Consider the following 25,922-nt stretch of genomic DNA (forward strand, 5'->3'; position numbering starts at 1 on the left):
GGCAGACTGGCCGATCGACTCGGCTGGGCTCGGCCTGGGCGGTGGGGTTGGGACATTTCGGAAGGGATCCGGAGATCCAGTTGAACAGCAGTAAGCACACGGAGTTGGCGAACCACGCGTGGTCCGTCGCCGACCTCCTGCGGGGGGACTACAAGCAGTCCGACTACGGCAAGGTCATCCTGCCGTTCACGGTGCTGCGGCGGCTGGAGTGCGTACTCGAGCCCACACGCCAGAAGGTCTCGGAGACCGTGGCGCAGTTCGAGGGTCAGGACATCGTCGCGGACAAGTTCCTCCGCAAGGCTTCCGGCCACGCCTTCTACAACACCTCCACGCTCACCCTCAAGCAGATCGCGAACGACCCGCAGAACGCGGCGCAGAACCTCCTGGTGTACGTGGGGGCCTTCTCCGACAACGCGCGGGGCGTGTTGGACCGCTTCGAGTTCGCCCAGCAGATCAAGCGGCTGGACGGCGCCGGGCTGCTCTACAAGGTCATCGGCAAGTTCACGGACCTGGACCTTCGTCCCGAAGTCGTGCCCAACCACAACATGGGCTACATCTTCGAGGAGCTGATCCGCCGCTTCGCCGAGCAGTCCAACGAGACGGCCGGTGAGCACTTCACGCCGCGCGAGGTCATCCAGCTCATGGTGCGGCTGCTCGTCGCGCCGGACGGCGACGCGTTGCAGTTGCCGGGGGCGGTGCGCACGGTCCTCGACCCGGCCTGCGGCACGGGCGGCATGCTCTCCGCGATGGACGACACCATCAAGGAACTGAACCCAGACGCCACGGTGGAGGTCTACGGGCAGGAACTCAACCCCGAGTCGTGGGCGATCTGCCGGTCCGACCTCATGATCAAGGGCCAGGATCCGGACAACATCGCCTTCGGCAACTCCTTCTCCGACGACGGGCACGCCCGGAAGACCTTCGACTACATGCTGGCCAACCCGCCGTTCGGCGTGGAGTGGAAGAAGGTCAAGGACGAGGTCGAGCACGAGCACAAGACCCTGGGCGAGGCTGGCCGCTTCGGCGCGGGGCTGCCGCGCATCAACGACGGCTCGCTGCTGTTCCTCCAGCACATGATCTCGAAGATGAAGCCGGTGGACGTGAACGGCGGGGGTGGTTCGCGCCTCGCCATCGTCTTCAACGGCTCGCCGCTATTCACGGGCGCGGCCGGCTCGGGCGAGTCGGAGATCCGCCGCTGGATCCTGGAGAACGACTGGCTGGAGGGCATCGTCGCCCTGCCGGACCAGCTCTTCTACAACACCGGCATCTCGACGTACTTCTGGATCCTCACCAACCGCAAGGGCCCGGACCACAAGGGCAAGGTCGTCCTGCTGGACGCACGCGACCAGTGGCAGAAGATGCGCAAGTCGCTGGGCGACAAGCGCAAGGCGCTGGGCAAGGACCACATCGCGACGGTGGTCGAGTTGTACGGCGAGGCGCTGGCCGTGGTGGCCGACGCAGAGCACCCGCTGCACAGCAAAGTGAAGGTCTTCCGCAACGAGGACTTCGGGTATCAGCGAATCACCGTGGAACGCCCGCTGAAACTGCGGTTTGAGGTGACGGAGGAAGCGCTGGCGGCGCTGGAGGCGTCCAAGTCCATCCAGAAGCTTCCCCAGGCTCCGGTGCTGGCAGACGCGTTCATCACCCTCATGGGGTCGAGCTGGGGCACGAAGCAGGAGGCCTGGCTCGCGCTGAAGGACGCGGTGGTGCAGGTTGGCGGGACGTGGCCCACGGGCGCATCGTTCAACAAGGCGCTGCGCGATGTCGTCGGCGTACGGCACCCGGAGGGCGAAGTCCAGCGCGTTAAGGGCGAGCCGGAGCCGGACGCGGAGCTCCGGGACTTCGAGAACGTGTCGCTGGGTGAGGATGTCGAGGAGTATCTGGAGCGGGAGGTCCACCCGCACGTGCCGGACGCATGGATCGACCACAGCAAGACGAAGATTGGGTACGAAATTCCGTTCACGCGGCATTTCTATGTGTACCAGCCGCCACGTCCGCTGGAGGAGATCGATAGGGATCTGGAAGCATTGGAAGCCGAGATCCAGACCCTACTGAGGGAGGTCACGAGGTGACGTGGCCAACCATTCCGCTGCGTCGCCTCGTCGTATGCCTCGACGGTCGCCGAATCCCTCTCAACCGGGAGGAACGGTCGGACATGCAGGGCGACGTGCCGTACTGGGGTGCTGGGGGCATCCTCGATTCGGTTAGCGCCGCGATCTTCAACGAACCGCTCGTTCTGCTTGGTGAGGACGGCGCGCCGTTCTTCACCACCGGGAAGGACGTGGCGTACTACATTGAAGGTCCATCCTGGATCAACAACCACATCCACGCGCTACGGCCGACGTCCGTCGATGGTCGTTTCCTGGCCTACGCCCTGAATTCGGTCGACTACGCCAACTACATTACCGGAGCGACCAGGGACAAGCTGACTCAGGACGACCTGAAGCAGATCATGGTGTGGAATCCGCCCATGGAGGAACAGCACCGCATCGCGAACTTCCTGGACGTCGAGACTTCTCGTATCGAACGACTCGTAACTCAGCGGCATCAACAGATGAAACTCCTGGCTGAGCGCCGCACGTCTGCGCTGGCCGAGTGTGTCTCGTCTAGCGGCCCCGATTCGGTTCAGCACCCTCTTGTGGGCATCGTGCCCCGCTCTTGGCCGGTGCTGCCTCTCCGTCGAGTCATTCCCGCGGTGAACGTAGGCGTCGTCATCAACCCGTCGACGTACTTCGAGGACGATGGCGTTCCCTTCATTCATGGATTTAACGTGCGATCCGGATGGATCGATCCTCGGGGCCTGAAGTTCATGTCGTCCGACAGCAACGAGGAGCTGCGCCGGTCACGCGTCCACAGCGGTGACGTCCTCGTGGTTCGAGCCGGCTCCCCGGGGCGGGCTGCCGTGGTAACCGACGAGTACGACGGAGCGAACTGTGCATCCGTGTTGATTCTGCGGCGCGGCCAAGCCATGCTGCCCCACTTCCTGACGGCGTTCATCAACTCACCGGCAGGACAGGGGCAGGTGCAACTGTCCCAGTACGGAGCCGCGCAGGAAGTCATCAGCGCAGCGCAGACCCTTTCTTTCGTAGCCCCTGTTCCGGACCTAGCCGAGCAACGATACCGAGTGGACCGTCTGAACTCGGCCCTGGAGGCTCAAGCCCGAGTTCTCCGCACGCTTGAGCATCAGGTTGCACTGCTTGCTGAGCGTCGCCAGGCCCTAATCACGGCTGCCGTGTCCGGCCAGTTGGACGTGTCCACCGCCAGCGGTCGCAACATCACCGAAGGAGTCTTCGCATGAGTCCGGTGCACGACGAGTCCGCCTTCGGCACCGCCATCGTCGCTGCCCTCTGCAAACGCGGTTGGCGGGAGGCACACGTGGAGGACTACCAGGCCGACCTCGGCTTGGACACCAACGAGCTGTTCACCTTCATCGGCGCCACCCAGCCCGACGAGTGGAACGAACTCCTCACCGTCTACGGTGGCAACCCCAACGAAGCCCAGCGCGGTTTCGCCCAGCGTCTCGACCGGGCCATCTCCGATGACGGCCTCCTCCACGTCCTCCGCAACGGCGTCAAGGACCGAGGCGTCCGCCTCCGCGTCGCCTACTTCAAGCCCAACCTCATCTCCGCTGACTCGGTCCTCGACGGCTACCGGGCCAACCGCCTCACCGTCGTCCGGGAACTCCCCTACGCCACCAAGCAGGCCGACTGGGGTCACCGGCTCGACCTCACCCTCTTCCTCAACGGCATCCCGGTCGCCACGGCCGAGTTGAAGAACCCGCTCACCGGCCAGGGCGTCGAGCAGGCCAAGGAGCAGTACCGGACCGACCGCGACCCGACCGAGCTGATCTTCGCGCGGCGCGTCATCGCCAACTTCGCCGTCGACCCGGACCTGGTGTTCGTCACCACGCAACTGCGCGGCAAGAGCACCCGGTTCCTGCCCTTCAACACCGGCTCGAACGGCCCCGGCCAGCCCGGCGGGTCCGGGAACCCGGCCCCCACGGCCCACGGCACGTACGCCACGTCCTACCTGTGGGAACAGGTCTGGCAGCGGGACAACTGGCTCGACCTGCTCCAGCGTTTCGTGCACCAGCAGAAGCACAAGACGCCCGGCAGCGGCACCACCAAGTCGACGATCTTCCCCCGCTTCCACCAGTGGGACGTGGTCCGGAAGCTCACCGCACACGCGTCCGTGCACGGCGCCGGCCAGAACTACCTGGTCATGGCCTCCGCCGGGTCCGGCAAGTCGAACACCATCGGCTGGCTGGCCCACCGCCTCAGCGACCTGCACGCCCGCAATGATCCCGCCGTCCTGCGGCCTGACGCCCTCGCCGACGGCCGCATCAAGCCCGGCGAGCCGGTCTTCGACAAGGTCATCGTCATCACCGACCGCCGTGCCCTGGACGCCCAGCTCTCGGCGACCGTCGGCAGCTTCTCGCAGACGGACGGCCTGGTCGTGAAGGTCGACGAGAAGCACGGGGCGAAGAGCGAGCAGCTCGCCCGCGCCCTCTCCCGGGACACCGGGAAGATCGTCACGGTCACCCTGCACTCGTTCCCGGCGCTGCTGGACTACATCAAGCGCAACCCGACCGAGATCAAGGGCAGCCGCTTCGCGATCATCGTCGACGAGGCGCACTCCTCCCAGTCCGGCGACGCCGCCACCGCCGTGAAGTCCGCCCTGCGCGACCTCGGCCTGGACGCCGACTCGGACGACGAGGGCGCGACCACGGTGACCCTGGACACCCAGCTGAAGGCGAAGGCGGTGGCGCGCTCCCGGGCCGGCAACCTCTCCTACTTCGCCTTCACCGCCACGCCCAAGTCCAAGACCCTCGAACTCTTCGGCACGGAAGACGTGGAGAACGGCAAGACCGTCTACCGCCCCTTCCACACCTACTCCATGCGCCAGGCCATCGAGGAAGGCTTCATCCTCGACCCTCTGTGCAACTACGTCACCTACAACACCTACTGGAAACTCGCGAACCTCAACCACGACGAGAAGGAGGTCGACCCCTCCAAGGCCAACAGCCTGCTCGCCCGGTTCGCGCTCATGCACGAGCACACGGTGTCCCAGCACGCCCAGGTGATCGTCGAGCACTTCGTCCACCACACCCGCGGCCGGCTCGGAGGACGCGCCAAGGCCATGGTGGTCACGGCCTCCCGTCACTCCGCCGTGCAGATGGCCCGCGCCATCCGCAGTTACATCGCCGACCGCGACTACGACACCAAGTACCCGGACCTCGGTGTCCTGGTCGCCTTCTCCGGGTCCCTCACCATCGACGGCGAGGAGACCACCGAGAGCAAGGAGAACGGCGGCCTGTCGGAGAGCGCCCTGCCGAAGGCGTTCGGCTACACCCGCGCCGACGACAAGGCCGCGAAGGCCGGCGGCAAGGGGCAGCAGGAGTACCGGATCCTGGTCGTCGCCGAGAAGTACCAGACCGGTTTCGACCAGCCGCTCCTCACGACGATGTACGTCAACAAGACGCTGACCGGTATCGCCGCCGTGCAGACGCTCTCGCGCCTCAACCGCACCGCTGAACGCAAGTCCCAGGCCGACCTCGCCGTCCTCGACTTCGTCAACGACGCCGAGGACATCAGGGAGGCGTTCCGCCCGTACTTCGAGGAGGCGCAGACCCTGCCCTCCGACCCGAACCTCCTGTACTCGGCACAGAGCCGCGTCATGTCCGCGCCGATCATCTCGGAGCAGGACATGGACGAGTTCGTCGCCGCGTACTTCGAGGCGCAGGAGAAGGCGGGCGGCTCCCAGTCCAAGTGGGAGAAGCTGCACGCCGAGTTGTACCGCCTCCTGTCGCCCGCCGTCACCCGCTTCACCCACCTCCTGGAGAGCGACGAGGAGGACGACGTCGAGGCCGCCGAGGACTTCCGAGCCAACCTCAATGACTACGTTCGCAAGTACGGCTTCCTCGCGCAGATCGTGCCGTACCAGGACGCCGAGTTGGAGCGCCTGTACCTCTTCGGGCGCTACCTGCTCAACCGGCTTCCCCGCCTCGCGGACGGCGGAGTCGACGTAGGTGAAGTGGACCTCAGCCACCTGCGCGTCGAGAAGACCGGCGAGTACGACGTGTCCCTCAACCCGGAGGGGCCCGCCGAACTCAAGGGCTTCGGGGACGGCGCGGGCGGCGCGAAGGACTCCGAGAAGTCACTGCTGTCCGAGCTGATCGAGAAGTTCAACGCCAAGTTCGGCACGGAGTTCACCGAGGAGGACGTCCTCCCGGCCTTCAACGCCACCAAGAAGGACCCGAAGGTCCGGGCCGCCGCCCTCGTCAACGACGAGGAGAACTTCGGCATCGTCTTCGACAAGAAGTTCGAGGAGAACATGATGGATCATGTCTCCACGATCGACACCCTCGGCAAGCGGTACTTCGGCACGGACCGCGACTTCAAGTCCAACCTCGACCGCAGCGCCCGCCGCGCGGCCTGGCGGATGATCCGCCGGGAGGAGGGCCTGGACGACATCTGACGCGTGCGGGGCCCGGCGCAGCGCGCGCGCCGGGCCCCGCACGTCGGAGGTCGGCCGGTTCAGTGCCCAGCGGCCAGCCGCACGAAGTCAGTCCATGCTTCGGGGCCGAATGCGAGCCGGGCGACTGCGGGCCGCTTCGAGTCCCTGACGAGGACGGCTCCGGAAGCGGCAGCGACTTCCACGCATTCGCCACCGCCACCTGTGCTGTAGCTGCTCTTGAACCAGGCTGATTCTGGCACGGCGTGCGCTATGCGAACGCTCATGGCTCTCCCATCAGTTTCTCGATGAAGGCTGTTGACTCGCTCGGCGTCAAGGCCTGTGATCGGAGGATGCCATACCGGGCCTCCAACTCACGCACCTTGGACACCTCGGTGTAGAGCCGACTGTCATCCTGTACCTCTGCGTACGCGATCCGTTGGCCCTTGTCCGTGTCGATCAACGTGAAGGGTCCACCCAAGGCGGCGTTGTCCTCACGGTCGGTCGGCATGACCTGCACCTCAACATGCCTCAACTGGGCTGTCAGCAGGATTTGTTCCAGGGTCCCCCGCATCACCCTTCGACCGCCCAACGGCCTCCGCAGAACCGCCTCTTCGATCACGAAGCTCATCAGCGGCGCGGGCCGCCGACTGAAGACCTCTTGTCGAGCCAGGCGGGCTTCCAAGCGCTGTTCAATGATGTCGTCGGGCAGCAGAGGGCGCTGCATCTGGAAGATGGCTCGTGCGTAGTCTTCTGTCTGCAACAAGCCGGGAACCGCGTAGACCGCGTAAAGATTCAAGCCCGCAGCCCGAGCCTCCAAGCAAGCCGCGTCCCTGAAGTAGGCCGGATACTGAGCCCGCCCCACCTCCTCCTTCAACGCCGTGAGCAACCCGCCAGCCCCCAGCACCTCATCCGCCCGCTCGATGAACCGGGCCTGCGGGATTCGCCGTCCCTGTTCGATCGACGCCACCGTGTCCGCCGAGTAGCCGACCCGCTTGCCGAACTCCGCCCGGTCCATCCCCGCCCGGACCCGCAGCAGCTTCAACTGCCGCCCGAACGCGGTCACCACGCCCGTCCCCGGCTCGTCCTCCGGCCGCTGCTGCCGCTGCTCCGCTTCCACGTCCCTCACGGTCACCGCCCTGCCCACCTCTTGCCGCACCTCGCCGGACACAGGGGTCGAGCCCGCCCCGATGGGTTAACGCCGTGGCATCACCACAGGTCACGCCACGCCCAAGGGCCGACGCGCCGCCCGCCGTGCCCGCGGTGGCCAGGCTTGGTGAGCACCGCTTCCGGCACGGACTGCTGCGCGCGCCGCGCGGACGGGCGGCAACATGAGCTCTCCCTTTCGCGCTCTTTCGCGGCGGGCCCTGTCCCGTCACACTGGGGTCGCTCGGCACCGGTCCGGCCTCTGTCTCGGGCGGGAGAGGCGCTACTTGGGGGGGAGCGAGTTTCGTGGTGGCACCCAACGATCCGTCCGACGACGAGGTGCGTGCGGCGCTCAGCGCCTTCCTGGCACGCGGCCGGAGCAGGCGTCCTGGCGCGGCCCCTGCGGATTTCCACCTCACCCGCCTGCACCTGCTTGAAGGCACCGTCACCCGGCGCGTCGAGCAACGCACCGAGGGGACACAGCACGAGCCCGGCGCCGTCGACCTCTCGGAGCGACCGGTGTACGACGTGCTGGAAAACTACAAGCTGAGCCCGCACGAGAAGCCCGGAGACCGGCCGCTCGACCTGGTCAAGCGCGGCACGGTGCATCTCCGGTCCTGTGACTGCGGCAACGGCCGGCGGCGGTGTGCCGACTGCAACGGCATGAGGTACCGCCCGTGCGAGCCCGCCCACGTATGCACCGTGTGCCAGGGCGTCACCGCATGCACGCAAACCCTCAAGCACGGCGGTCTGCCCAGCACCCCGCCCAGGCTTCCCAAGCCGGGCCGGGCCGACCGACCCGACGAACGGGTGAACTGCGAGGCCTGCCAGACACCCGACAGCGCGTGTCCCGGGTGCCGGGGCTGGGGGAAGGTCAGGTGTCAGGAGTGCCAGGCGAGTGGGCGCATCCCCTGCGTACCGTGCAAGGGGGCAGGCACCGTCGAGTGCGCCACCTGCCGTGGACACGGGAACCTGACGTCCTGGACGGCAGGACGGATCAAGTGGCCCTCACAGACCGAGAGAGTGTCACCCCCTGTCCCACGGCCCCGGCAAGTGGCCTCGGGACTGGGCTCGGGCGGCTGGCACACGGACCGGCTCGGCATCCAGGATCCGCTTCCCGACGACCTCTCCCCTGACCATCGCTCGGCCCTCGAACCGCACCTGCGCCTACGGAAGGGCGAGAAGGAGCGAGAGGTCGTGATCAAGCGGCTCACGGTCGTCAAGGCGACGCCGCCCTACTCCGACAACCTGGAGTTCTACGTCTTCCGAAGCAGTGACGGACGACTCGACGTCCGGCGGCGGGTGTCGGAGGAGGGGCGGAGGAAGGTCTTCCTGGCGGTGGCAGCGGTCGTCACCCTCGTCGTCCTCGTCCTTGTCCTGACCCACTGACCGGTCCGCCGGCCCGCCGGCCCAGCGAGGACGGCCGCAAGAGGGTGCGGCCCCTTCCCCGCGTACTCGCGTACCACCACGTACAGAGCGCCCGCCCGCCCCGTACGAAGGGCCGACGTCAGCGCGTCACCCCTGGTGACGCTATGCCACGACACGCCACCGTGAGTGCATGACCGCAGCACAATTACCCCTCACCGTGCACAAGTTCGCGATGTGCTTCAGCTCGACCCCGCGCGGCGCCCGCCTGGCCCGGCGGCTGTGCGGGACCCGGCTCGACGCCTGGGGCATCCCGTACGACAGCGACGCGCACGACGTCGTCAGCCTCATCACGGCGGAGCTGTGCGCCAACGCCGTCCGGCACGGACACGTGGCCGGCCGGGACTTCCACGTCCTGCTCACCGCCGACCCGGCCACCGGCACCGTACGGATCGAGGTCAGCGACACCCGCGGTGAACGCGTGCCCCACATTCCCACCGCGCCGCCGGACGGCGGCGGCGGGCGCGGCCTGCTGCTCGTCGAGGCGTTGGCCGACCGGTGGGGCTGTTCACCGCGCGCCACGGGCGGGCCCGGCAAGACCATCTGGGCGGAGTGCGCCGCCGATTACGCAGCCTCCCGTGACCTGATCACGTAGGTCGCCCGCGACCCGGTTGGACGCGCGGAACCCGCACCCGCGAAACTGCTTCCCAGCGCATCGAAGACCACTTCGGTAACTCGACGGGGGCGGGGGCGGTGACCAGGTGCCGGAGCCACGGCGGATCGCGGGACGGTACGAGCTGCTGGAGCAGTTCGGCCACGGCGGCATGGGGGACGTGTGGCGGGGTTACGACACCGTCCTGGACCGGCCGGTCGCGGTGAAGCTGATCCGCCCGCAGGCCGTGGCGTCGCCGCACTTGGCGGAGGAGTTCGAGAAACGGTTCCGGCGCGAGGCGCGGATCACCGCACGGATCCAGCATCCGGGCGTACCGCAGGTGTACGACGCGGTGCTCGACGAGTCGTACGAGCAACTGTTCCTGGTGATGGAGCTGGTCGACGGCGTGCCGCTGACCGCCTACGTGCACCCGGAGCGGCCGCTCCCGGTGAGCTGGGCGGTGGCCGTGGCGGCGCAGGTGGCGACCGTGCTGTCGTACGCGCACGACGTTCCCGTGGTGCACCGTGACCTGAAGCCGAGCAACATCCTGGTCGCCCGGGACGGCACGGTGAAGGTGCTCGACTTCGGCATCGCGGCGATCCTGCGGACGGACGTCACCAAGCTGACCGCGACCGGCAGCCCCATCGGGACGCACCAATACATGGCGCCGGAACAGGTGCGCGGCGGGCGGGTCACGCCGCGCGCCGACCTGTACGCGCTCGGGTGCGTGCTGCACGAACTGCTCTGCGGGCGGCCGCTGTTCGCCGGGGACAGCGAGTGGCAACTGATGATGCAGCACGTCAACGCCACCCCGACGCCGCTGCGGCAACTGCGTCCCGAGGTGCCGGCGGAGCTCGAGACCCTGGTCCTGCACCTGCTCCGCAAGGCGCCCGAGGCGCGTCCGGCGGACGTGCAGGAGGTGTACGAGCGGCTGCGGCCCTTCCTGCCCGCGCCCGGCGAGGAGTCCACGCCGGAGGAGGCGGGGCCCGCGGGGACGCCCGACCCGACCGGGATCTTCCGCCGCCCGTACGCGCCCCGCTCGCGCGCCGGCACCGCGGGCGCGCGGCCCGCCGGGGCCGCCGCCGGGCCCGGTCTCCCGCCCGCCGTTCCGGCGGCCGAGCGGGAGGCGCTGCGGGAGCAGATCCGGGAGGTCCACGCGCACTACCGCGCCCTGCTGGAGGAGGAGCGGTACGCGCAGGCCGCCGAGGTGGTGGGCGAGATGATCGAGCCCGCCGCGCGCGCCCTCGGCTCGGAGAACAAGGCGGTCCTCGGGCTGCGCATGCGACGGGCGGTCAGCCGCCAGCTGGCGGGCGACCACCGGGCCGCGCTGCCCGAGTTCGAGGCGCTCGCCGACGCCTACGGGCGGGTGAGCGGCCCGGGCAGTGAGGAGGCGCTGGACAGCCGGGCGCAGGCGGCGCGCTGCCGGGGCGAACTCGGCCAGGTGACGGAGGCGTTGGCGGGGCTGCACGACGTCCTCGATGTCGTCCGGTCCGTGGACGGCGATATGAGCGAGACGGCCGTGGAACTGCGGCGCGACATCGGCATGCTGCTGCTTGCGCAGGGGCGGGCCGCGGACGCCTTCGCCGTCCTGGAGCCGCTGCACGCGGACTTGTGCATGGTGTTCGGCCCGGGCGACGAACTCACCGCCGAGGTCGCCGAGACGCTGGCCGTGATCCGTCTGGATCTCGACGGTGGCAGCCCCGGCTCCTCCTCCTGACCTGGTACTCCGCCCGCATCGCACCCCGCCCGGCCTTTAGGATCCCCCTCATGCCGCAGCTCGCCTTCGACATCGGTTTCTTCGCCGAACTCCCCAAGCTCCAGCCCCCGGTCAGGAAGGGCGTGCTCGAGGCGTGGGAGAAGTTCAACCAGCTCACCCTCGATCAGCTCTTCAAGGATCAGGGGCTGAAGCTGGAGAGCCTGACGAACGCGAAGGATAAGCAGATACGGACGATCCGTATCGACCAGTTCTGGCGCGGTGTGGTCCTCGCTCCGCCGACGGGGGACACGTTCATCCTGCTGCGGGTCATGCAGCACGACAAGGCGATCGCCTGGGCGAAGAAGCAGAAGGCCAGCATCAACGAGGTGACGCGGGCCGTCGAGATCCGGGATGCGGCGACCCTGGACGAGCTCACGCCGGCGTACGAGCGGGTCGCGGAGGGCTCGCCGAAGAAGCGGCTGTTCGCGGAGTTCTCCGACGGGGACCTGAAGGCTCTCGGCATCGACGACGAGACGCTGCGGCAGGCGCGGTCGCTCGTCGACAAGGAGCAGTTGGAGGTGTTCGCGCCGCTGCTGCCGCAGGACCAGCGTGAGGTGCTGCAGTACCTCGCCGAGGGGATCCCGATCGAGGAGGTGTGGCAGGACATCGTCGCGCCCGCCCTCCAGGCGTCGACGCAGCCGGTGGACACGCAGGACTACGAGACGGCGATCCAGCACACCCGGGCGCGCATCGCGCTGGTCACGGCGCCGGAGGAGCTGTGGGACATCCTGGAGAAGCCGTTCGCGGCCTGGCGGGTGTTCCTGCACCCCTCGCAGCGCAAGGTGGCCTACCGGGCGTCGTACTCGGGGCCGGCCCAGGTCACCGGTGGGCCCGGCACCGGCAAGACCGTCGTCGCCCTGCACCGCGTCAAGCACCTGCTGGGGCACCTGCGCGACGGGGACCGCATCCTGCTCACCACCTACACCAACGCGCTCGTCAACGCGCTCCGCTCCGGCCTCGAGTCGCTGGTGGAGGACCCGGAACTGCGCGAGAAGGTGGACATCTCGACGGTGGACGGATTCGCCGGCCGGGTCGTCGCAGAGGCGCCGGGCGCGGTGGCTCTGCGGCCGCTGATGAACAACGAGGAGGAGAGCCGCTGGGGCAAGGCCGCCAAGGCGACCGGCTTCCCCGGCAGCGCGCAGTTCCTCGCCCAGGAGTACCGGCACGTCATCCTCGCCCAGGACATCCGGAGCCTCGCCGAGTACGAGTCGGCGGACCGGCGTGGGCGCGGGAGCCGGCTGACGGCGGCCGAGCGACCGCTGGTGTGGGAGACAGTGGAGCGGTTCACGAACGGCCTGGCCGCGGACGGGGCCCGGACCTGGCTGCAGACCTGCGCAGAGGCGGCGCGGCTGCTGGCGGAGAAGGGGCCGCGATACCGGCATGTGGTGGTGGACGAGGCGCAGGACCTGCACCCGGCGCAGTGGCGTCTGCTGCGCGCGGCCGTGCCCGCCCGCCCGGACGACCTGTTCATCGCGGGCGACCCGCACCAGCGCATCTACGACTCGAAGGTGTCCTTGAAGTCGCTCGGCATCAAGGTCACCGGGCGGTCGGTGAAACTGCGCAAGAACTACCGCAGCACCCAGGAGATCCTGCGCTGGTCCACCGCCCTGCTCATCGGCCGTCCCATCGCCCAGCTGGAGGACGAGGGCCGCGACGACACGCTGCTCGGCTACCGCTCCGCCCTGCACGGCGACGGGCCTGCCGTGCACGCGGCGGCGGAGGAGGACGTCGAACTCGCGGCTCTGGTCGCCCAAGTGCGGACGTGGCTGGATGCGGGCGTCGGCGCCGAGGAGATCGGGGTGAGCACCCGGTTCAACAAGACGTGCGCCAAGGCGGTGACCCACCTCAAGACCGCAGGCATCCCCGCCGTATCGCTGCGGTCCGCCGACACAGCGGGCGCGGCGGATGCCGTACGGGTCGGAACCATGCACTCGTTCAAGGGACTCGAGTTCCGCTGCGTCGCGGTGATCGGCGCCAACGACGGTGCCGTGCCGTTCGCGAAGGCGGTGACGCCGGCCGAGCTGGATTCCAAGCAGCACGAGACGGACATGATGTCGGAACGCTGCCTGCTGTTCGTCGCCTGCACGAGAGCGCGCGACAGTCTGTACGTGTCGTGGTCGGGCGAGGCGAGTCCGTTCCTGGTGGAGGCCGGAGTGGGGGCCGGTACACCTCAGGAGAGTCCGGCGGGGTGACTATAAGCATCACCGTGCCGTCCGGCGTGACGTCATAGAGTGCCCGCCCGACGCATGACGAAGGTCATCGGTGAAGAGGGGGCGCGAAGTTGCAGGCGAAAGAGACGTTGTTCGACGATCTCGTACAGGGGCGGGCACAGCAATCCCAAGTGCCGCTCTGCCAGAGGACGTACTCCTGGACGGAGAAACAACTCGCGCAGTTGTGGGACGACATCCTGGAGCAGGCGGAGTTGGTGGAGCCCGGGGACAAAAGGAGCACCCACTTCCTCGGCTCGGTGGTCCTCGCGCCCTCGCCGCAGAACGAGCCGACGTTCCCGCGCTGGCTGGTGGTGGACAGACAGCAGCGCCTCACGGCACTGGCGCTGGCCGCGATCCGTGATCACATCGCGGATTCCGAACCTGACGAAGCCGAGCGGGTGGACGAGGAATGCCTGATCAACAAGCGCCGCAAGGGCGCCGACCGGTACCGTCTGCTGCCAACGCAGGCCGACCGTCCGCAGTACGCCGCGCACATCCTGGACACCCCAGCGGATCAGGCTGCCGGGGACCGAGTGACCGCCGCCTACCGCTTTCGAGCGGGCCATCACCTCCAGGCTCACGCTCGTCGCCGTCACCGCCGAGCGCGGTGACAACGTGCACCGCATCTTCGAGTCGCTCAACAGCACCGGTCTCAAGCTCAGCCAGGCCGATCTCCGTACGGCTTGTGGGCTGCCCCCAGGCGCGACGAATCACACTCACCGCATTGAGCTTAGAGATGAAACTCGCGTCGATCCGGGACACGAGTGGCCGGTTAAGCGGCCGCATGTCAGGATCGGACTGTGCCTGTCTTCCTGGACGCTGCCGAGAGTTCGGGGCTCCCTGCCGTGCCGCCTCCCAGGATGCGGCGGGTGGTTTTCGTCGCGTTGCTGAGCTCGGACGGCCGGCTTGCGCTGGTGGCAGACGACCTGTCTGGAGTTCTTCCCCGATGGGTGCTCCCTTCAGGATCCGCCCGAGCCACAGAGACCTACCGTGAGGTGGCAGTGCGCGTACTCCGCGATGTGGTCGGCGCGATGCCGGTGCGCGGGGGCGCTGTTGAAGGATGCCGCTGGGCTCAGGTGCCTGTGCCCGTAGGCCGGAGCCGTCGAGAGGCGCACGTGTTCGTCTTTCGTCTCGCTGAAGCTGGTGATCCGCCGGATTATCTGTCCTGGAGGGGAGCGACACGCTGGGCGGGGCCTGAGCAGTGGCAGGAGTTGTGCGCACGGTGTGATCTGCCGAATGTGGATGTGCTGTTGACGGGATACCTGGAGGGGTGGATCCCGGACGGGCGGATCACCCTGGAGCCTTGAAGACCCCGGCACCTCGACATCCCCCGTCACTCGGCCCTGGCGATCGTGGCGGCGGTCTCCTGAAGGGCCGTAGCAACCGCTGGCATGTCCTGTTCACGCAGACGTACGGCGGGCGCGTACACGGAGATCGCGGCGAGCGGTTCCCCGATGCGGTTACGGATGGCCACGCCTACGCCGTGAAGGTCGTGTGCACTTTCTTCGAGGTCTGCCGCCCATCCCCGGACTCTGACTTCCTCCAACTCCACTTCAAGCAGCGGCCACTCAGTGATGCTTCCTGCCGCCGTGGCGGGGAGCGCGGCCGGGAGCGTCGCGCGGACATCTGCCGGGTCGCGCAGAGCGAGCAGAGCCTTGCCCGCCGCTGTGACGTGGGCGGGGAACTCCTGTCCGAGCGGAACGCTGACGCGCAGGACATGCCGGCACTCGACTCCGTCGAGTAGTCGGACGACGGCCGAATCCAGGGAGTACAGGCACACCGTCTCCTGCAGCTTCTCGGAGAGCTCCTCCAGGGGTCTGCGCGCCTGTCGTCGGACATCCAGCTGGGCGATCGCGGCCAGTCCCATGCGTACGAGCTGCGGCCCCGCCGAGTATCCGTGCTGGCCAGTATCGTGGCGCAGGAAACCCGTGCGCTGCAGCGTGACCAGGATGCGGTGTGCGGTGGAACGTGAGATACCGAGCTCCCGGGCGGTTTCGGTAACACCGATTTCCCCCCGGTCATACGCCAGGACTAGAACATCCAGGGCCTTCGTCACCGACGCCAAGGCCTCTGTCGCCGACAGATGCTTGCCATCCACCATGAAGGAACCGTAACGCTCAAACGTTCCCGGAGACCGGGAGCTTCGACAGAATCCACACGTCAGAATTCTGTGGTTGCACGTCTCACAGCTCCGGTGCGGTATCGCACGAACCCGGCGAGCCAACTCTGCGCCAACACGGGTCGAGTCCTGCGCTAACCCCGACCGGACTTGCCGTGCTTGAGCGCACTGCTGACCGTTTGATAGCGCCTCACAGGAACTGCGTGCGTGCCACAGTGTGCCGTCCCTACACTGGCAGCGACCTTCCTTAGGAGTTCGCTATGGCGGGATACCAGACCAACGCACCTGCGTCAGACAAGGGTGTCTACATCGGTCAGGCCCGGCATGCCGTGAAGGAGCTGATCACTTCACTGCGCGGCGAGTTGGCGACATTGGAAGCTGTGTACGCGATGATGTGCCAGGACGTCGAATCCACCGATGTCCGCGAAGAGCCGCCGGACACTGGCGAGGACGCGGAAACCGCCCAGCCTTCCCGGGAGGGTCCGTCTGAAGTTTCTGTCGCCGACGAGGATCCTTCGTCCGAAGATGTGCGCCCGGGGATTGGCACTCGGGCCCTGGGGCCACCACGTAACGGAAGCATGCGCGATGCGATCCTCACACTCCTGTGCGCCGCTCAAGAGGCAATGTCCATCACCGATATCGCGGCGGCAGTGCGCCCGGGAGCGGACGCGACGGTCCGCTCATCCGTAGGAAAAACCCTCAACCGCATGAAGCAACTTGGCGAGGTGGAAAACGTAGCACCGGGAATGTTCCGGGCCGTGCTGTCACCCCGGGCCGCTTGATCCACCCGAGAACGACCCTAACCCAACAAGCAGGCCTCCCTCGATTAGCGGTCGAGGGAGGCCGCCAAACACGCGAACGGACGCTTCTCCTAGCAGGGTTCCGGTCCGTCGCGCACGTTCACTCTAGCGCCCCCACGGATGGCGCTATAGGGCGTCTGCACCATTCCGCACTTGAGCGTGCACGACTGACCTCAAAGAGGCAATTGGGGATCAGTCATGAACACATTGGGTCGCATTCGATCCGGGCCAGAGCGCCAGACCCAGGGCACGCTCCAGTCGGCAGACCGTCAACACATCCGGCCAGGTGGCGCCCGCCAGCAGATCGCCGATGGTCTGTCTGCCGACGTTGCTCTGGGCGGCCAGGGCACGCAGCGAGAGCTCCGGCCTCTCACGCAGGGCGGCGGCGAGGCGACGGGCAATCGTCTGGACCACCGCCGCGGCGGGCTCCCCGGCGATCCGGGCATCCGGCCACTCCTCCGGATCGACGGCGTAGCTCCATGGCGGCGCCGTGCGCGCTCGGCCTCCGGTCATAAAGATGCGTTCCTTCAGATCGTGATCGACACTGACATCAGTGGCCGGTTAACCGGCCACCTGTCATGGGCCTTGCGCCTGGAGGTCGCTGTGTCGAATCGCCTGCTGGCCTACGCACCGAAGGCGGAGACGGTGCCGCCCACCCAGTGGCGCCGCATCGCTCCGGTCGTCCGCTCGCTGGGATTCATGGCCGTCGCAGCGGGACCCTACGGCCCAGACGTGATCATGACACCGCTCGCACGGCTGGTCGCCTGGGTCGAGGCCCAGGGCCTCCCGCTCGAACCCTCGGTGATCCTTGACCAGAGCACCGTCGAACGGTTCATCCTCGTCGGCTGCCGCGACATGGCCGCCAACAGCCGCCGAACCTGCAGCAGCCAGCTGCGCCGGGCCTCCGAAGCACTCCTGCTGGACCAGCTCGGACAACATCCGCCGATCCGGCTGAAGGCCACCGCCGCCCCAGTGGCCCCCTACCCGCCGGCGGAAATCGCCTACTGGCTGATCTGGGCGCAGAGCCTGCCCACCCCGGCCCAACGGCGCAACGCCTGCCTGCTGTTCTGCCTCGGCGTTGGCTGCGGGCTCGCCGTTGAGGATCTTGTGTACGTTCAGGGGGGGGACATCCTCGCGGGCCCCACCGGCCGGGCACTGGTCAAGGTGCACGGGCGCCGTCCGCGCACTGTCGTATGCCGGTACGCCTACGAGGAACTGCTGCTGGCGGAAGCCGCCCACATCCCGGCAGACGCGTACGCATTCCGGCCGGACTGGCAGGACCGCACCAGCAAGCACATCGCATCGGACTGGCTGGCCAGGTACCCACGGATCATCGGCCGTTGTGACGGTGCAGTGCTGCAGACCCAGCGGCTGCGTACGACCTGGCTCGTCGAACTGCTGAACGCAGGGATTCCGCTGAAGGTGATCCTCAAAGCGTCCGGACTCGGGACCCTGCACAGCCTCTCGCGCTACCTCGTCTTCCTCCACGACGTGCCCGAAGCGGAGGCATCCGATCTGCTGCGGGGGGCGGCATGAGCAGGAAGAACCCGGAGGACAAACCCTGCCGGCGTACCGGCCTCGCCTTACGCCCTGCACCGCAGGCCCCCGGCCGTACCCTCAGCGACCGCGTTGTGAGGCAGGTCTTCGACCTCGTGCGCCACAGCGGAGTACTGGAACGCCTTCCCTCCAACGAGCACCGGCCAGGCCCGAAGGGCTTCCCGTTCCGCACAGTGCTGATCGGCCTGATCCTGTCGCAGTACATGGGCAAGAGCGCGAACATCAACGACGCATGGGAGACGCTCTTCTTCGCCCTGTCTCCAGGGTCCAAAGCCCTCCTTGACGTCCCCGACGTCGACCTGCACATCCGCGAGGGCGCAACCCGAGAAGAAATCGACCGCGTCGCGCACCACCAGTACGCGACGTCGAAGCGCGTCTACCGGTCCTGGGCCTCGATGACCCGGCGCCTCGACCCGGCACCACACGACCGCCGCAAGCGGCTGTCGCTCAGCGAGGCCAAGAAGATCCGACGGAAGTGGAATGCCCGCGCCAACCAGGACACCGTGCGCAACCTGGAGGCCATCGCCCAGGATCTGATTCTCGCTCCGGTGATGGCTTCCTACCGGCGCGGCGACTTCGCTCGGTGGCCTGGCCACATCGCGGTCGACGACACTCCGGTTCCGGTCTGGGGCAAAGAGCCGGACTACCACCAGGACCGGGCCTCGCTTGAGATCACCGCCGGGATGTACGTGAAGGGAGGAACCCAGAAGAAGCCGAGGCCCAGCGGCAAAGCTGCGGCCTCCACGAACACTGGCACCCGGCGCGGCACGGCAAACAAGCCAGTGCCTCGCAAGACCAAGTCGGCACGGGAGAAGAAGGCCAAGGCGCCAGAGAAGAGAGAGTTCCGCTACGCCATGATGGCCGCATTCCCAGGCCATGGCCATGGCGACCTCGCTGGCGCCTACCCCGCGGTCTGCCTCGGCATGATCCTTCACACCCCGGGCACCGAACCCGGCCCGGCCGCCCTGCGCGCCATCCAGCCGGCCTTCGAACGAGGCCTGGTCAAAGACCTGTTCTGCGCCGACCGGGGCATCACCCAGGCCAAGCCTCACAACCTGCATCTGCAGCTGCTCAAACTCGGCCTCAACTCGGTGAAGCACTACAACGACGACAAGGTCGACCGGCAGGGAGAGTTCCGCGGCATGCAGCTGGTCGGCGGCGAGTTCTACTGCCCGCTCATGCCCACCCCGCTCGTCACTGCAGGCGCCACATACATCGACAGCCGCACTGACGAGGACCGCGCCCACGCACTCGACCTGATCCAGTCCCGGAAGGACTACCAGACCAAGATCAAGGAATACGGGCCCGCAGGGGACCAGCGTCGACAGTGCCCCGCCCTCGGGCCGCACGCCACGGTCACCTGCTACCGCCGGCCCCAGCCACGCCCATCTACCGTCGTCGACCTCGACGCCCCCACTGTCCGTACCCCGGCAGCCCTGCCCACCATCCCCAGGCCCAAGCGGGACAGCCCCGTCTACCCCGACATCTGCAGGGGGAAGAGCATCACCGTCCCGGGCACCGTGTTGGCCAAGTGGCGGCAAAAATACCCCCTGTTCACCCCTCTGTGGCAGGAAGCCTGGTCCGGACTGCGCAGTCAGAACGAGGGCGGCAACGGCAACCTCAAGAAATCCGCCCTCGACAGCATCGACAACCCCCAGCTCCGCCTGCCGCACGGACGCGTCGCACAGACCCTGCTCAATGCCGTCATCATCTTTGTGGCGAACCTCAGAGCCATCCGACGGTTCCTCCGCGACCAGGGCATCCAGCCCCGCAAAGCCAGCACGCAGAGCGCCGCAATCCAACCCGGTGAGCCCTCCGACTCGCCTCAGGCGCGACCGCTTCCGACTGAGCAGGTCGAGCCTCCGCCACGCGAGTGACACACCTCCGCCGCGCTCCGCCCCCTGAAAACCCCACATGCCTGCGCCACGGCTACCAGCCGTGGCGCAGGCATGTCCTGTTTCCGCAGGCGAGAGGCGCAGTACCTGGACCGCCACCGCCCCACCCCCTCACCGGGCCGATCACGAGGCTCAAGGCCCCAGAAACGACGAAATACCGGCGAGTCACATGACTCGACCGGTAATTCGTGAACGCTTCGGGACGATCTCGTGAACGTCCCTGCTGGTGTCCGAGGGGGGACTTGAACCCCCACGCCCGATAAAGGGCACTAGCACCTCAAGCTAGCGCGTCTGCCATTCCGCCACCCGGACCGGGTGTATGCCGCCTGACCGGGGGTGTTCCCCGCGGCGACATGGACAACAATACCAAGGTTTCGGAGTGCCAATCACCCGCGTTTTCCGTGGGCGGGAGGGCCTCGGCAGGCGCCCGCGCGAGGCGTCACCCGTGGTGACCCGGCCGTCACCGAGGCGCGATGGCGGCCGGGTCGTCCCAGGTCGCGGGCTCAGGGCATGAGGTGGTGGTCCGGGAAGTTCCCCGGCAGCCGCTCGCCCTCCGGGCCTCGTGTGACGGCGCGCACCAGCAGCTCGCCGCCGACGAAGGCGCCTCGCCAGGACCCGCCGAACCCGCCGAACAGCTCGTCGCGGTCCCCTCGGGAACGCGGGACGCCGTGGCCGACCTTGAACGCGCGGATCTGCGGGGCGAGCCGCTCGAAGACCGACCGGTCGTCCGTGGAGAGCGTGGCCACCAGGGCGCCGTTGGAGGCGTTCATGGCGGCGAGCAGTTCCGCCTCGGTGTCGACCAGGACGACGGTGTCGACCGGGCCGAACGGTTCCGCGTGGTGCAGCGGCGAGGAGGGCGGCGGGTTGAGCAGGGTGACGGGCTGGACGTAGGCGGCGGTGTCCTGGCCGGGGAGGAGGCGCGCCTCGGACGGGCGGCCCCGGTGCAGCGGGACGGCACCCCGGTCGATCGCCTCGGCGACCTGGTCGTGCAGCTCCTTGGCCTTGGCCGCGCTGATCACCGGGCCGAAGTCCAGCGCGGGGCAGGGGTCGTCGGGGTGTTCCACGGCCAGGGGGTGGCCGACCCTGAGCGTGCGGACCGCCGGGAGGTAGACGGCCAGGAACTCGTCGAACAGCTCGCGCTGGACGACGAAGCGCGGGTAGGCCGTGCAGCGCTGTTTGCCGTAGTCGAAGAGCTTCGGCACGACCGCGCCGAACGCGTCCCAGTCGGAGTGGTTCCAGATGCCCCAGGTGTTGAGTCCCTCCTGTTCGAGGATGTGCCGTTTGCCGAGGTCGGCGACTGCCGTGGCCACCGCGGCGCCGGTGTCGCGACCGCCGACGAAGGAGACGCAGCCGATCTCGGGCGCTCGCACCAGCGCCGGGGACAGCTCGCTCCCGCTGCCGCTGACGAGGGTGACGGGAATCCCCTCGCGCGCGGCGAGCGCCGAGGCCAGGGTGAGGCAGGCGACTCCGCCGTCGGTCGGGGTCTTGGCGATGACCGCGTTGCCTGCCAGTGCCTGTACCAGTACCGCGTGAACGAGCACGCTCATCGGGTAGTTCCAGCTGGCGATGTTGGAGACGGGACCTTCCAGCGGGGACCGTCCGGCGAGCATCGGCTCGATGCCGTCGACGTACCAGCGCACGCCGTCGACGGCCCGGTCGACGTCGGCGCGGGCGAGCCGCCAGGGCTTGCCGATCTCCCAGACCAGCAGGAGGGCCAGCAGGTCGCGGTGCTCGGCGAGCGCGTCGAGGGTGGCCGCGACGCGGGCGCGCCGCTCGTCGAGCGGGATGTGCCGCCAGGCTCGGTGCTGGTCGAGCGAGGCGCGTACGGCGCGGTGGGCGGTGGCCCGGTCCAGGCGGGGCGGGCCGGCGAGGGGCCCGCCGTCGACGGGTCCGGTGGCGGGCAGGACCCGGCCGTCGGCGTGCCAGGTGCCGTTCCAGAGGTTGAGGACGCGGTCGTCGCGGAACGCCTCCGGGGCGACGGCGAGACAGCGCCGCCAGGCATCGGCCCAGGAGGTGCCCGGTTTGAGGGCGAGGGTGGTGGTCGTCGTCATGGGGTTGCTCCGCTCTCGGTGCACGGTCGGGGGCGGGGTGGAGGGGAGGCGGCTACCGCTCTTCGCCGAGCAGGTCGAGGACGAGCCGCGCGGTCTCCGTGGGGGTGCTCCCCACCCGGACCCCGGCGGCCTGAAGGGCCGTACGCTTCGCCGCCGCCGTACCGGAGGAGCCGGACACGATGGCGCCCGCGTGGCCCATGGTCCTGCCCTCGGGCGCGGTGAATCCGGCGATGTAGCCGACGACGGGCTTGGTGACGTGGTCGCGGACGTGGGCGGCCGCGCGTTCCTCCGCGTCGCCGCCGATCTCCCCGATGAGGACGATCAGTTCGGTGTCGGGGTCGTCCTGGAAGGCGGTGAGGCAGTCGATGTGGCTGGTGCCGACGACCGGGTCCCCGCCGATGCCCACGCAGGTGGAGAAGCCGATGTCGCGCAGTTCGTGCATCAGTTGGTAGGTGAGCGTGCCCGACTTGGAGACCAGGCCGATACGGCCCGGCTTGGCGATGTCGGCCGGGATGATGCCCGCGTTGGACTGGCCCGGGGTGATCAGGCCCGGACAGTTGGGTCCGAGGACGCGGGTGCCCCGGGACTTCGCGTGGGCGAGGAAGGCGACGGAGTCGTGGACGGGGATGCCCTCGGTGATGACGACCGCGAGGCCGATCCCGGCGTCGGCGGCCTCGATGACGGCCGCCTTGGCGAAGGCGGGCGGTACGAACAGGACGCTGACGTCCGCGCCGGTCTCCGCGATGCCCTCGGCGACCGAGCCGAAGACGGGGACGGCGCGCTCGTCGAAGTCGACGGTGCGGCCCGCCTTGCGGGGGTTGACGCCGCCGACGACGTTCGTGCCCGCGGCGAGCATGCGCCGGGTGTGCTTCATACCCTCGCCGCCGGTCATGCCCTGGACGAGGACCTTGCTCTCCTTGGTGAGGTGGATCGCCATGGTGTCCCGTCTCCTCAGGCTGCGGTCGCGAGTCGGGCGGCCTGCCGGGCGGCGCCGTCCATGGTGGTGGCCTGCTCGACCAGGGGATGGGCGCGGGCGTCGAGAATCGCCCGGCCGCGGGCGGCGTTGTTGCCGTCGAGGCGGACGACCAGCGGCTTCGTCAGCCGGACGGTCTCCAGCGCCCGCACGATGCCGTCGGCGACCGCGTCGCAGGCGGTGATCCCGCCGAAGACATTGACCAGGACCGACTTCACGGCCGGGTCGGCGAGGACCACGGACAGTCCGTCGGCCATGATCCGGGCGGAGGCGCCGCCGCCGATGTCGAGGAAGTTGGCGGGTCGGGCGCCGCAGCCGGCGACCACGTCGAGCGTCGACATGACGAGTCCCGCGCCGTTGCCGATGATGCCGACCTCGCCGTCGAGCCCGACGTAGTTGAGGCCCTTCGCCACGGCCGACGCCTCCAGCGGGTCCGCGCGCGTCTCGGCCTCTGCGCCCCAACGGGTCTGCCGGAAGGCGGCGTTGTCGTCGAGGGTGACCTTGCCGTCGAGGGCGAGGATCCGCCCCTGCCGGGTGCGGACGAGCGGGTTGACCTCGACGAGCACGGCGTCCTCGCGGACCAGTACCTCCCAGAGCCGGACGAGCACGTCGACGGTACGCGGCGGGAGTCCGGCCGCCGCCGCGATCTCCTGCGCCTTGGCGGAGGTGACGCCCTCGGCCGGGTCGACGGGGACGCGGGCCACCACCTCCGGGCGTTGGGCCGCGACCTCCTCGATCTCCATGCCCCCTTCGGCGGAGGCGATGGCGAGGAAGCGCCCGGCCGCGCGATCGAGGACGTAGGAGACGTAGAACTCGGTCTCGATGTCGACGGGTTGGGCCAGCATGACGGTGCCGACGCGGTGGCCCTTGATGTCCATGCCGAGGATCTGCCGCGCCGTCAGTTCGGCCGCGGCCGGGTCAGCGGCGAGCCTCACCCCGCCCGCCTTGCCGCGCCCACCCGTTTTCACCTGGGCCTTGACGACGACCCTGCCGCCCAGCCGGCGGGCGATCCCGCGGGCCTCCTCGGCGGAGTCCGTGACTTCGGCCCTCGGCACCAAGATGCCGTATTCCTCGAAGAGTTGTCTTGCCTGGTGCTCGTACAGGTCCATTCCGGCTCCTGACTCAAAAGTGCCGCACGCCCCCTGGACACCACCCATCGGATGCGGGATAACAAGCTTCATACAGTATTCGTCGACTGTATGCAATGTACCGCGTGAGCCGCTCCAACCCCCTACGAAGGGACAGGACTTCGCCATGCCCGACGACACCCAGGACGTCATCTCCGGTGGCCATCTCGTAGCCAAGGCCCTCAAGGCCGAGGGGGTCGACCGCATCTACACCCTGTGCGGCGGCCACATCATCGACATCTACGACGGCTGCGTCGACGAGGGCATCGAAGTCGTCGACGTACGCCACGAACAGGTCGCCGCGCACGCCGCCGACGGCTACGCCCGGATCACCGGCAGGCCCGGCTGCGCCGTCGTCACCGCCGGACCCGGCACGACCGACGCGGTCACCGGCGTGGCCAACGCCTTCCGCGCCGAGTCCCCCATGCTGCTGATCGGCGGCCAAGGGGCACTCACCCAGCACAAGATGGGCTCGCTCCAGGACCTTCCGCACGTCGACATGATGACGCCGATCACCAAGTTCGCCGCGGCCGTGCCCGACACCGCGCGTGCGGCGGACATGGTCTCCATGGCGTTCCGCGAGTGCTACCACGGCGCGCCCGGCCCGTCCTTCCTGGAGATCCCGCGGGACGTCCTGGACGCCAAGGTGCCCGCCGCCAAGGCCCGCGTGCCCCGCCCCGGCGCCTACCGCGCCTCCACCCGTTCCGCCGGCGACCCGGAGGCGATCGAGCGGCTCGCCGACCTCCTCGTGCACGCCGAGAAGCCCGCGATCCTGCTGGGCAGCCAGGTGTGGACGACCCGCGGCACCGAGGCTGCCGTCGAACTGGTCCGCACGCTCAACATCCCCGCCTACATGAACGGCGCCGGACGCGGCACCCTGCCGCCCGGCGACCCGCACCACTTCCAGCTGTCACGCCGGTACGCCTTCTCGGGCGCCGACGTCATCGTCATCGTCGGCACGCCCTTCGACTTCCGCATGGGCTACGGCAAGCGGCTGTCCCCGGACGCGACCGTCGTCCAGATCGACCTGGACTACCGGACCGTCGGCAAGAACCGCGACATCGACCTCGGCATCGTCGGCGACGCCGGACTGGTGCTCAGGCAGGTCACCGAGGCCGCCTCGGGGCGCCTGAACGGCGGCGCCACCCAGCGCAAGGAGTGGCTCGACGAACTGCGCGCCGCCGAACGGACCGCGCTCGACAAGCGGCTGCCGCACCTGCGCTCGAACGCCTCCCCGATCCACCCCTACCGGCTGGTCAGCGAGATCAACGACTTCCTCACCGAGGACTCCATCTACATCGGGGACGGCGGCGACATCGTCACCTTCTCCGGTCAGGTCGTGCAGCCCAAGTCGCCCGGCCACTGGATGGACCCGGGACCGCTCGGCACCCTCGGCGTCGGCGTCCCCTTCGTCCTCGCGGCCAAGCAGGCCCGCCCGGACAAGGAGGTGGTGGCCCTCTTCGGCGACGGCGCCTTCTCCCTCACCGGCTGGGACTTCGAGACCCTGGTCCGCTACGACCTCCCCTTCGTCGGCATCGTCGGCAACAACTCCTCGATGAACCAGATCCGCTACGGCCAGAAGGCCAAGTACGGCGAGGCCCGCGAACGCGTCGGCAACACCCTCGGCGACGTCCACTACGACAAGTTCGCCCAGATGCTCGGCGGCTACGGCGAGGAGGTCCGCGACCCCGCCGACATCGGCCCCGCGCTGCGGCGCGCCCGCGAGTCCGGGAAGCCCTCCCTGATCAACGTCTGGGTCGACCCGGACGCGTACGCCCCCGGAACCATGAACCAGACGATGTACAAGTGAGGTGGCTG

The 25,922-nt window shown here is 68.6% G+C and carries 19 protein-coding genes and 1 tRNA gene; 12 read left to right on the forward strand and 8 right to left on the reverse strand.

From position 1 onward, the window contains the following. The first annotated feature begins 80 nt into the window (after nucleotides 1–80). Genes AB0E07_RS18390 through AB0E07_RS18400 form a run of 3 tightly spaced genes read left to right on the forward strand, consistent with a single transcriptional unit; the run spans nucleotide 81 to nucleotide 6,477 of the window. Nucleotides 81–2,072, forward strand: a complete 1,992-nt coding sequence (locus tag AB0E07_RS18390) for a class I SAM-dependent DNA methyltransferase (protein ID WP_362252534.1) — start codon at nucleotides 81–83, stop codon at nucleotides 2,070–2,072. After that, entirely contained in the window at nucleotides 2,069–3,298 is a 1,230-nt protein-coding gene (locus tag AB0E07_RS18395; RefSeq protein ID WP_362252537.1) for a restriction endonuclease subunit S, read from the forward strand. Before AB0E07_RS18390 ends, AB0E07_RS18395 begins: the two co-directional genes overlap by 4 nt. Continuing rightward, a complete protein-coding gene (locus AB0E07_RS18400; RefSeq protein WP_362252540.1) occupies nucleotides 3,295–6,477 on the forward strand; it encodes a type I restriction endonuclease in 3,183 nt (1,060 codons plus the stop codon). The genes AB0E07_RS18395 and AB0E07_RS18400 overlap by 4 nt, the downstream gene beginning before the upstream one ends. Nucleotides 6,478–6,536: 59 nt before the next feature. On the opposite strand, the gene AB0E07_RS18405 is transcribed toward AB0E07_RS18400, so the two are convergent. Together AB0E07_RS18405 and AB0E07_RS18410 are read right to left on the reverse strand one after the other, a co-directional pair. After that, nucleotides 6,537–6,740, reverse strand: a complete 204-nt coding sequence (locus AB0E07_RS18405) for a DUF397 domain-containing protein (RefSeq protein WP_362252543.1) — start codon at nucleotides 6,738–6,740, stop codon at nucleotides 6,537–6,539. Continuing rightward, complete coding sequence (locus tag AB0E07_RS18410) at nucleotides 6,737–7,573, reverse strand: helix-turn-helix transcriptional regulator (RefSeq protein ID WP_362252546.1); 837 nt, start codon at nucleotides 7,571–7,573, stop codon at nucleotides 6,737–6,739. Before AB0E07_RS18410 ends, AB0E07_RS18405 begins: the two co-directional genes overlap by 4 nt. A 1,079-nt stretch (nucleotides 7,574–8,652) precedes the next feature. On the opposite strand from AB0E07_RS18410, the gene AB0E07_RS18415 reads away from it, so the two are divergent. The 5 genes from AB0E07_RS18415 to AB0E07_RS18435 all read left to right on the forward strand — a co-directional run bounded on the left by AB0E07_RS18415 (nucleotide 8,653) and on the right by AB0E07_RS18435 (nucleotide 14,193). Further along, the gene (locus tag AB0E07_RS18415; RefSeq protein ID WP_362252549.1) at nucleotides 8,653–8,988 is read left to right on the forward strand and encodes a hypothetical protein; all 336 of its coding nucleotides are present in this window, start codon (nucleotides 8,653–8,655) and stop codon (nucleotides 8,986–8,988) included. Between the two features lie 169 nt (nucleotides 8,989–9,157). Further along, nucleotides 9,158–9,619, forward strand: a complete 462-nt coding sequence (locus tag AB0E07_RS18420) for an ATP-binding protein (RefSeq protein WP_362252552.1) — start codon at nucleotides 9,158–9,160, stop codon at nucleotides 9,617–9,619. A gap of 106 nt (nucleotides 9,620–9,725) precedes the next feature. Beyond that, entirely contained in the window at nucleotides 9,726–11,333 is a 1,608-nt protein-coding gene (locus AB0E07_RS18425; protein WP_362252555.1) for a serine/threonine-protein kinase, read from the forward strand. Nucleotides 11,334–11,383: 50 nt separating this feature from the next. Further along, nucleotides 11,384–13,564, forward strand: coding sequence for a UvrD-helicase domain-containing protein (locus tag AB0E07_RS18430; protein ID WP_362252557.1), 2,181 nt, complete (start codon nucleotides 11,384–11,386; stop codon nucleotides 13,562–13,564). Between the two features lie 89 nt (nucleotides 13,565–13,653). Further along, nucleotides 13,654–14,193: a DUF262 domain-containing protein gene (locus AB0E07_RS18435; protein ID WP_362252560.1), complete on the forward strand. Its 540-nt coding sequence runs from the start codon at nucleotides 13,654–13,656 to the stop codon at nucleotides 14,191–14,193. Between the two features lie 722 nt (nucleotides 14,194–14,915). Here AB0E07_RS18435 and AB0E07_RS18440 read toward each other — a convergent pair. Continuing rightward, the gene (locus AB0E07_RS18440) at nucleotides 14,916–15,683 is read right to left on the reverse strand and encodes an IclR family transcriptional regulator (protein WP_362252563.1); all 768 of its coding nucleotides are present in this window, start codon (nucleotides 15,681–15,683) and stop codon (nucleotides 14,916–14,918) included. A 278-nt stretch (nucleotides 15,684–15,961) separates the two neighbouring features. Between AB0E07_RS18440 and AB0E07_RS18445 the strand changes: the two genes are divergently transcribed. Next, nucleotides 15,962–16,483: a hypothetical protein gene (locus AB0E07_RS18445; protein ID WP_362252566.1), complete on the forward strand. Its 522-nt coding sequence runs from the start codon at nucleotides 15,962–15,964 to the stop codon at nucleotides 16,481–16,483. 210 nt (nucleotides 16,484–16,693) lie between these two features. On the opposite strand, the gene AB0E07_RS18450 is transcribed toward AB0E07_RS18445, so the two are convergent. Beyond that, complete coding sequence (locus tag AB0E07_RS18450) at nucleotides 16,694–17,014, reverse strand: helix-turn-helix transcriptional regulator (RefSeq protein ID WP_362252569.1); 321 nt, start codon at nucleotides 17,012–17,014, stop codon at nucleotides 16,694–16,696. Between the two features lie 21 nt (nucleotides 17,015–17,035). Here AB0E07_RS18450 and AB0E07_RS18455 point away from each other — a divergent pair, with 21 nt between their 5' ends. Continuing rightward, nucleotides 17,036–18,037, forward strand: coding sequence for a hypothetical protein (locus AB0E07_RS18455; protein WP_362252572.1), 1,002 nt, complete (start codon nucleotides 17,036–17,038; stop codon nucleotides 18,035–18,037). Continuing rightward, nucleotides 18,034–19,935: a hypothetical protein gene (locus AB0E07_RS18460; protein WP_362252575.1), complete on the forward strand. Its 1,902-nt coding sequence runs from the start codon at nucleotides 18,034–18,036 to the stop codon at nucleotides 19,933–19,935. The genes AB0E07_RS18455 and AB0E07_RS18460 overlap by 4 nt, the downstream gene beginning before the upstream one ends. Before the next feature lie 242 nt (nucleotides 19,936–20,177). On the opposite strand, the gene AB0E07_RS18465 is transcribed toward AB0E07_RS18460, so the two are convergent. The 4 genes from AB0E07_RS18465 to sucC form a co-directional block, all read right to left on the reverse strand. Further along, a tRNA-Leu gene (locus AB0E07_RS18465) sits at nucleotides 20,178–20,265 on the reverse strand. Nucleotides 20,266–20,456: 191 nt separating this feature from the next. Beyond that, nucleotides 20,457–22,004 (reverse strand): aldehyde dehydrogenase family protein, encoded by a 1,548-nt coding sequence (locus tag AB0E07_RS18470; protein WP_362252577.1) that lies wholly within the window; start codon nucleotides 22,002–22,004, stop codon nucleotides 20,457–20,459. 52 nt (nucleotides 22,005–22,056) lie between these two features. Next, entirely contained in the window at nucleotides 22,057–22,941 is an 885-nt protein-coding gene (sucD, locus tag AB0E07_RS18475; RefSeq protein WP_362252579.1) for a succinate--CoA ligase subunit alpha, read from the reverse strand. Nucleotides 22,942–22,955: 14 nt separating this feature from the next. Then, entirely contained in the window at nucleotides 22,956–24,086 is a 1,131-nt protein-coding gene (gene sucC / locus AB0E07_RS18480; RefSeq protein ID WP_362252582.1) for an ADP-forming succinate--CoA ligase subunit beta, read from the reverse strand. A gap of 145 nt (nucleotides 24,087–24,231) precedes the next feature. Between sucC and AB0E07_RS18485 the strand changes: the two genes are divergently transcribed. Next, on the forward strand, nucleotides 24,232–25,914 hold the full coding sequence (locus AB0E07_RS18485; protein ID WP_362252585.1) for a thiamine pyrophosphate-binding protein: 1,683 nt from the start codon (nucleotides 24,232–24,234) through the stop codon (nucleotides 25,912–25,914). Nucleotides 25,915–25,922 lie beyond the last annotated feature (8 nt).

It is taken from the genome of Streptomyces sp. NPDC048002, assembly GCF_040653275.1.
Classification (GTDB): Bacteria; Actinomycetota; Actinomycetes; order Streptomycetales; family Streptomycetaceae; genus Streptomyces.

Coding starts and splice junctions, on each gene's coding strand:
- AB0E07_RS18420 (WP_362252552.1), top strand. CDS start 9,158: ATGACCGCAGCACAATTACCCCTCACCGTGCACAAGTTCGCGATGTGC.
- AB0E07_RS18405 (WP_362252543.1), bottom strand. CDS start 6,740: ATGAGCGTTCGCATAGCGCACGCCGTGCCAGAATCAGCCTGGTTCAAG.
- sucC (WP_362252582.1), bottom strand. CDS start 24,086: ATGGACCTGTACGAGCACCAGGCAAGACAACTCTTCGAGGAATACGGC.
- sucD (WP_362252579.1), bottom strand. CDS start 22,941: ATGGCGATCCACCTCACCAAGGAGAGCAAGGTCCTCGTCCAGGGCATG.
- AB0E07_RS18440 (WP_362252563.1), bottom strand. CDS start 15,683: ATGGTGGATGGCAAGCATCTGTCGGCGACAGAGGCCTTGGCGTCGGTG.
- AB0E07_RS18400 (WP_362252540.1), top strand. CDS start 3,295: ATGAGTCCGGTGCACGACGAGTCCGCCTTCGGCACCGCCATCGTCGCT.
- AB0E07_RS18450 (WP_362252569.1), bottom strand. CDS start 17,014: ATGACCGGAGGCCGAGCGCGCACGGCGCCGCCATGGAGCTACGCCGTC.
- AB0E07_RS18445 (WP_362252566.1), top strand. CDS start 15,962: ATGGCGGGATACCAGACCAACGCACCTGCGTCAGACAAGGGTGTCTAC.
- AB0E07_RS18460 (WP_362252575.1), top strand. CDS start 18,034: ATGAGCAGGAAGAACCCGGAGGACAAACCCTGCCGGCGTACCGGCCTC.
- AB0E07_RS18430 (WP_362252557.1), top strand. CDS start 11,384: ATGCCGCAGCTCGCCTTCGACATCGGTTTCTTCGCCGAACTCCCCAAG.
- AB0E07_RS18470 (WP_362252577.1), bottom strand. CDS start 22,004: ATGACGACGACCACCACCCTCGCCCTCAAACCGGGCACCTCCTGGGCC.
- AB0E07_RS18485 (WP_362252585.1), top strand. CDS start 24,232: ATGCCCGACGACACCCAGGACGTCATCTCCGGTGGCCATCTCGTAGCC.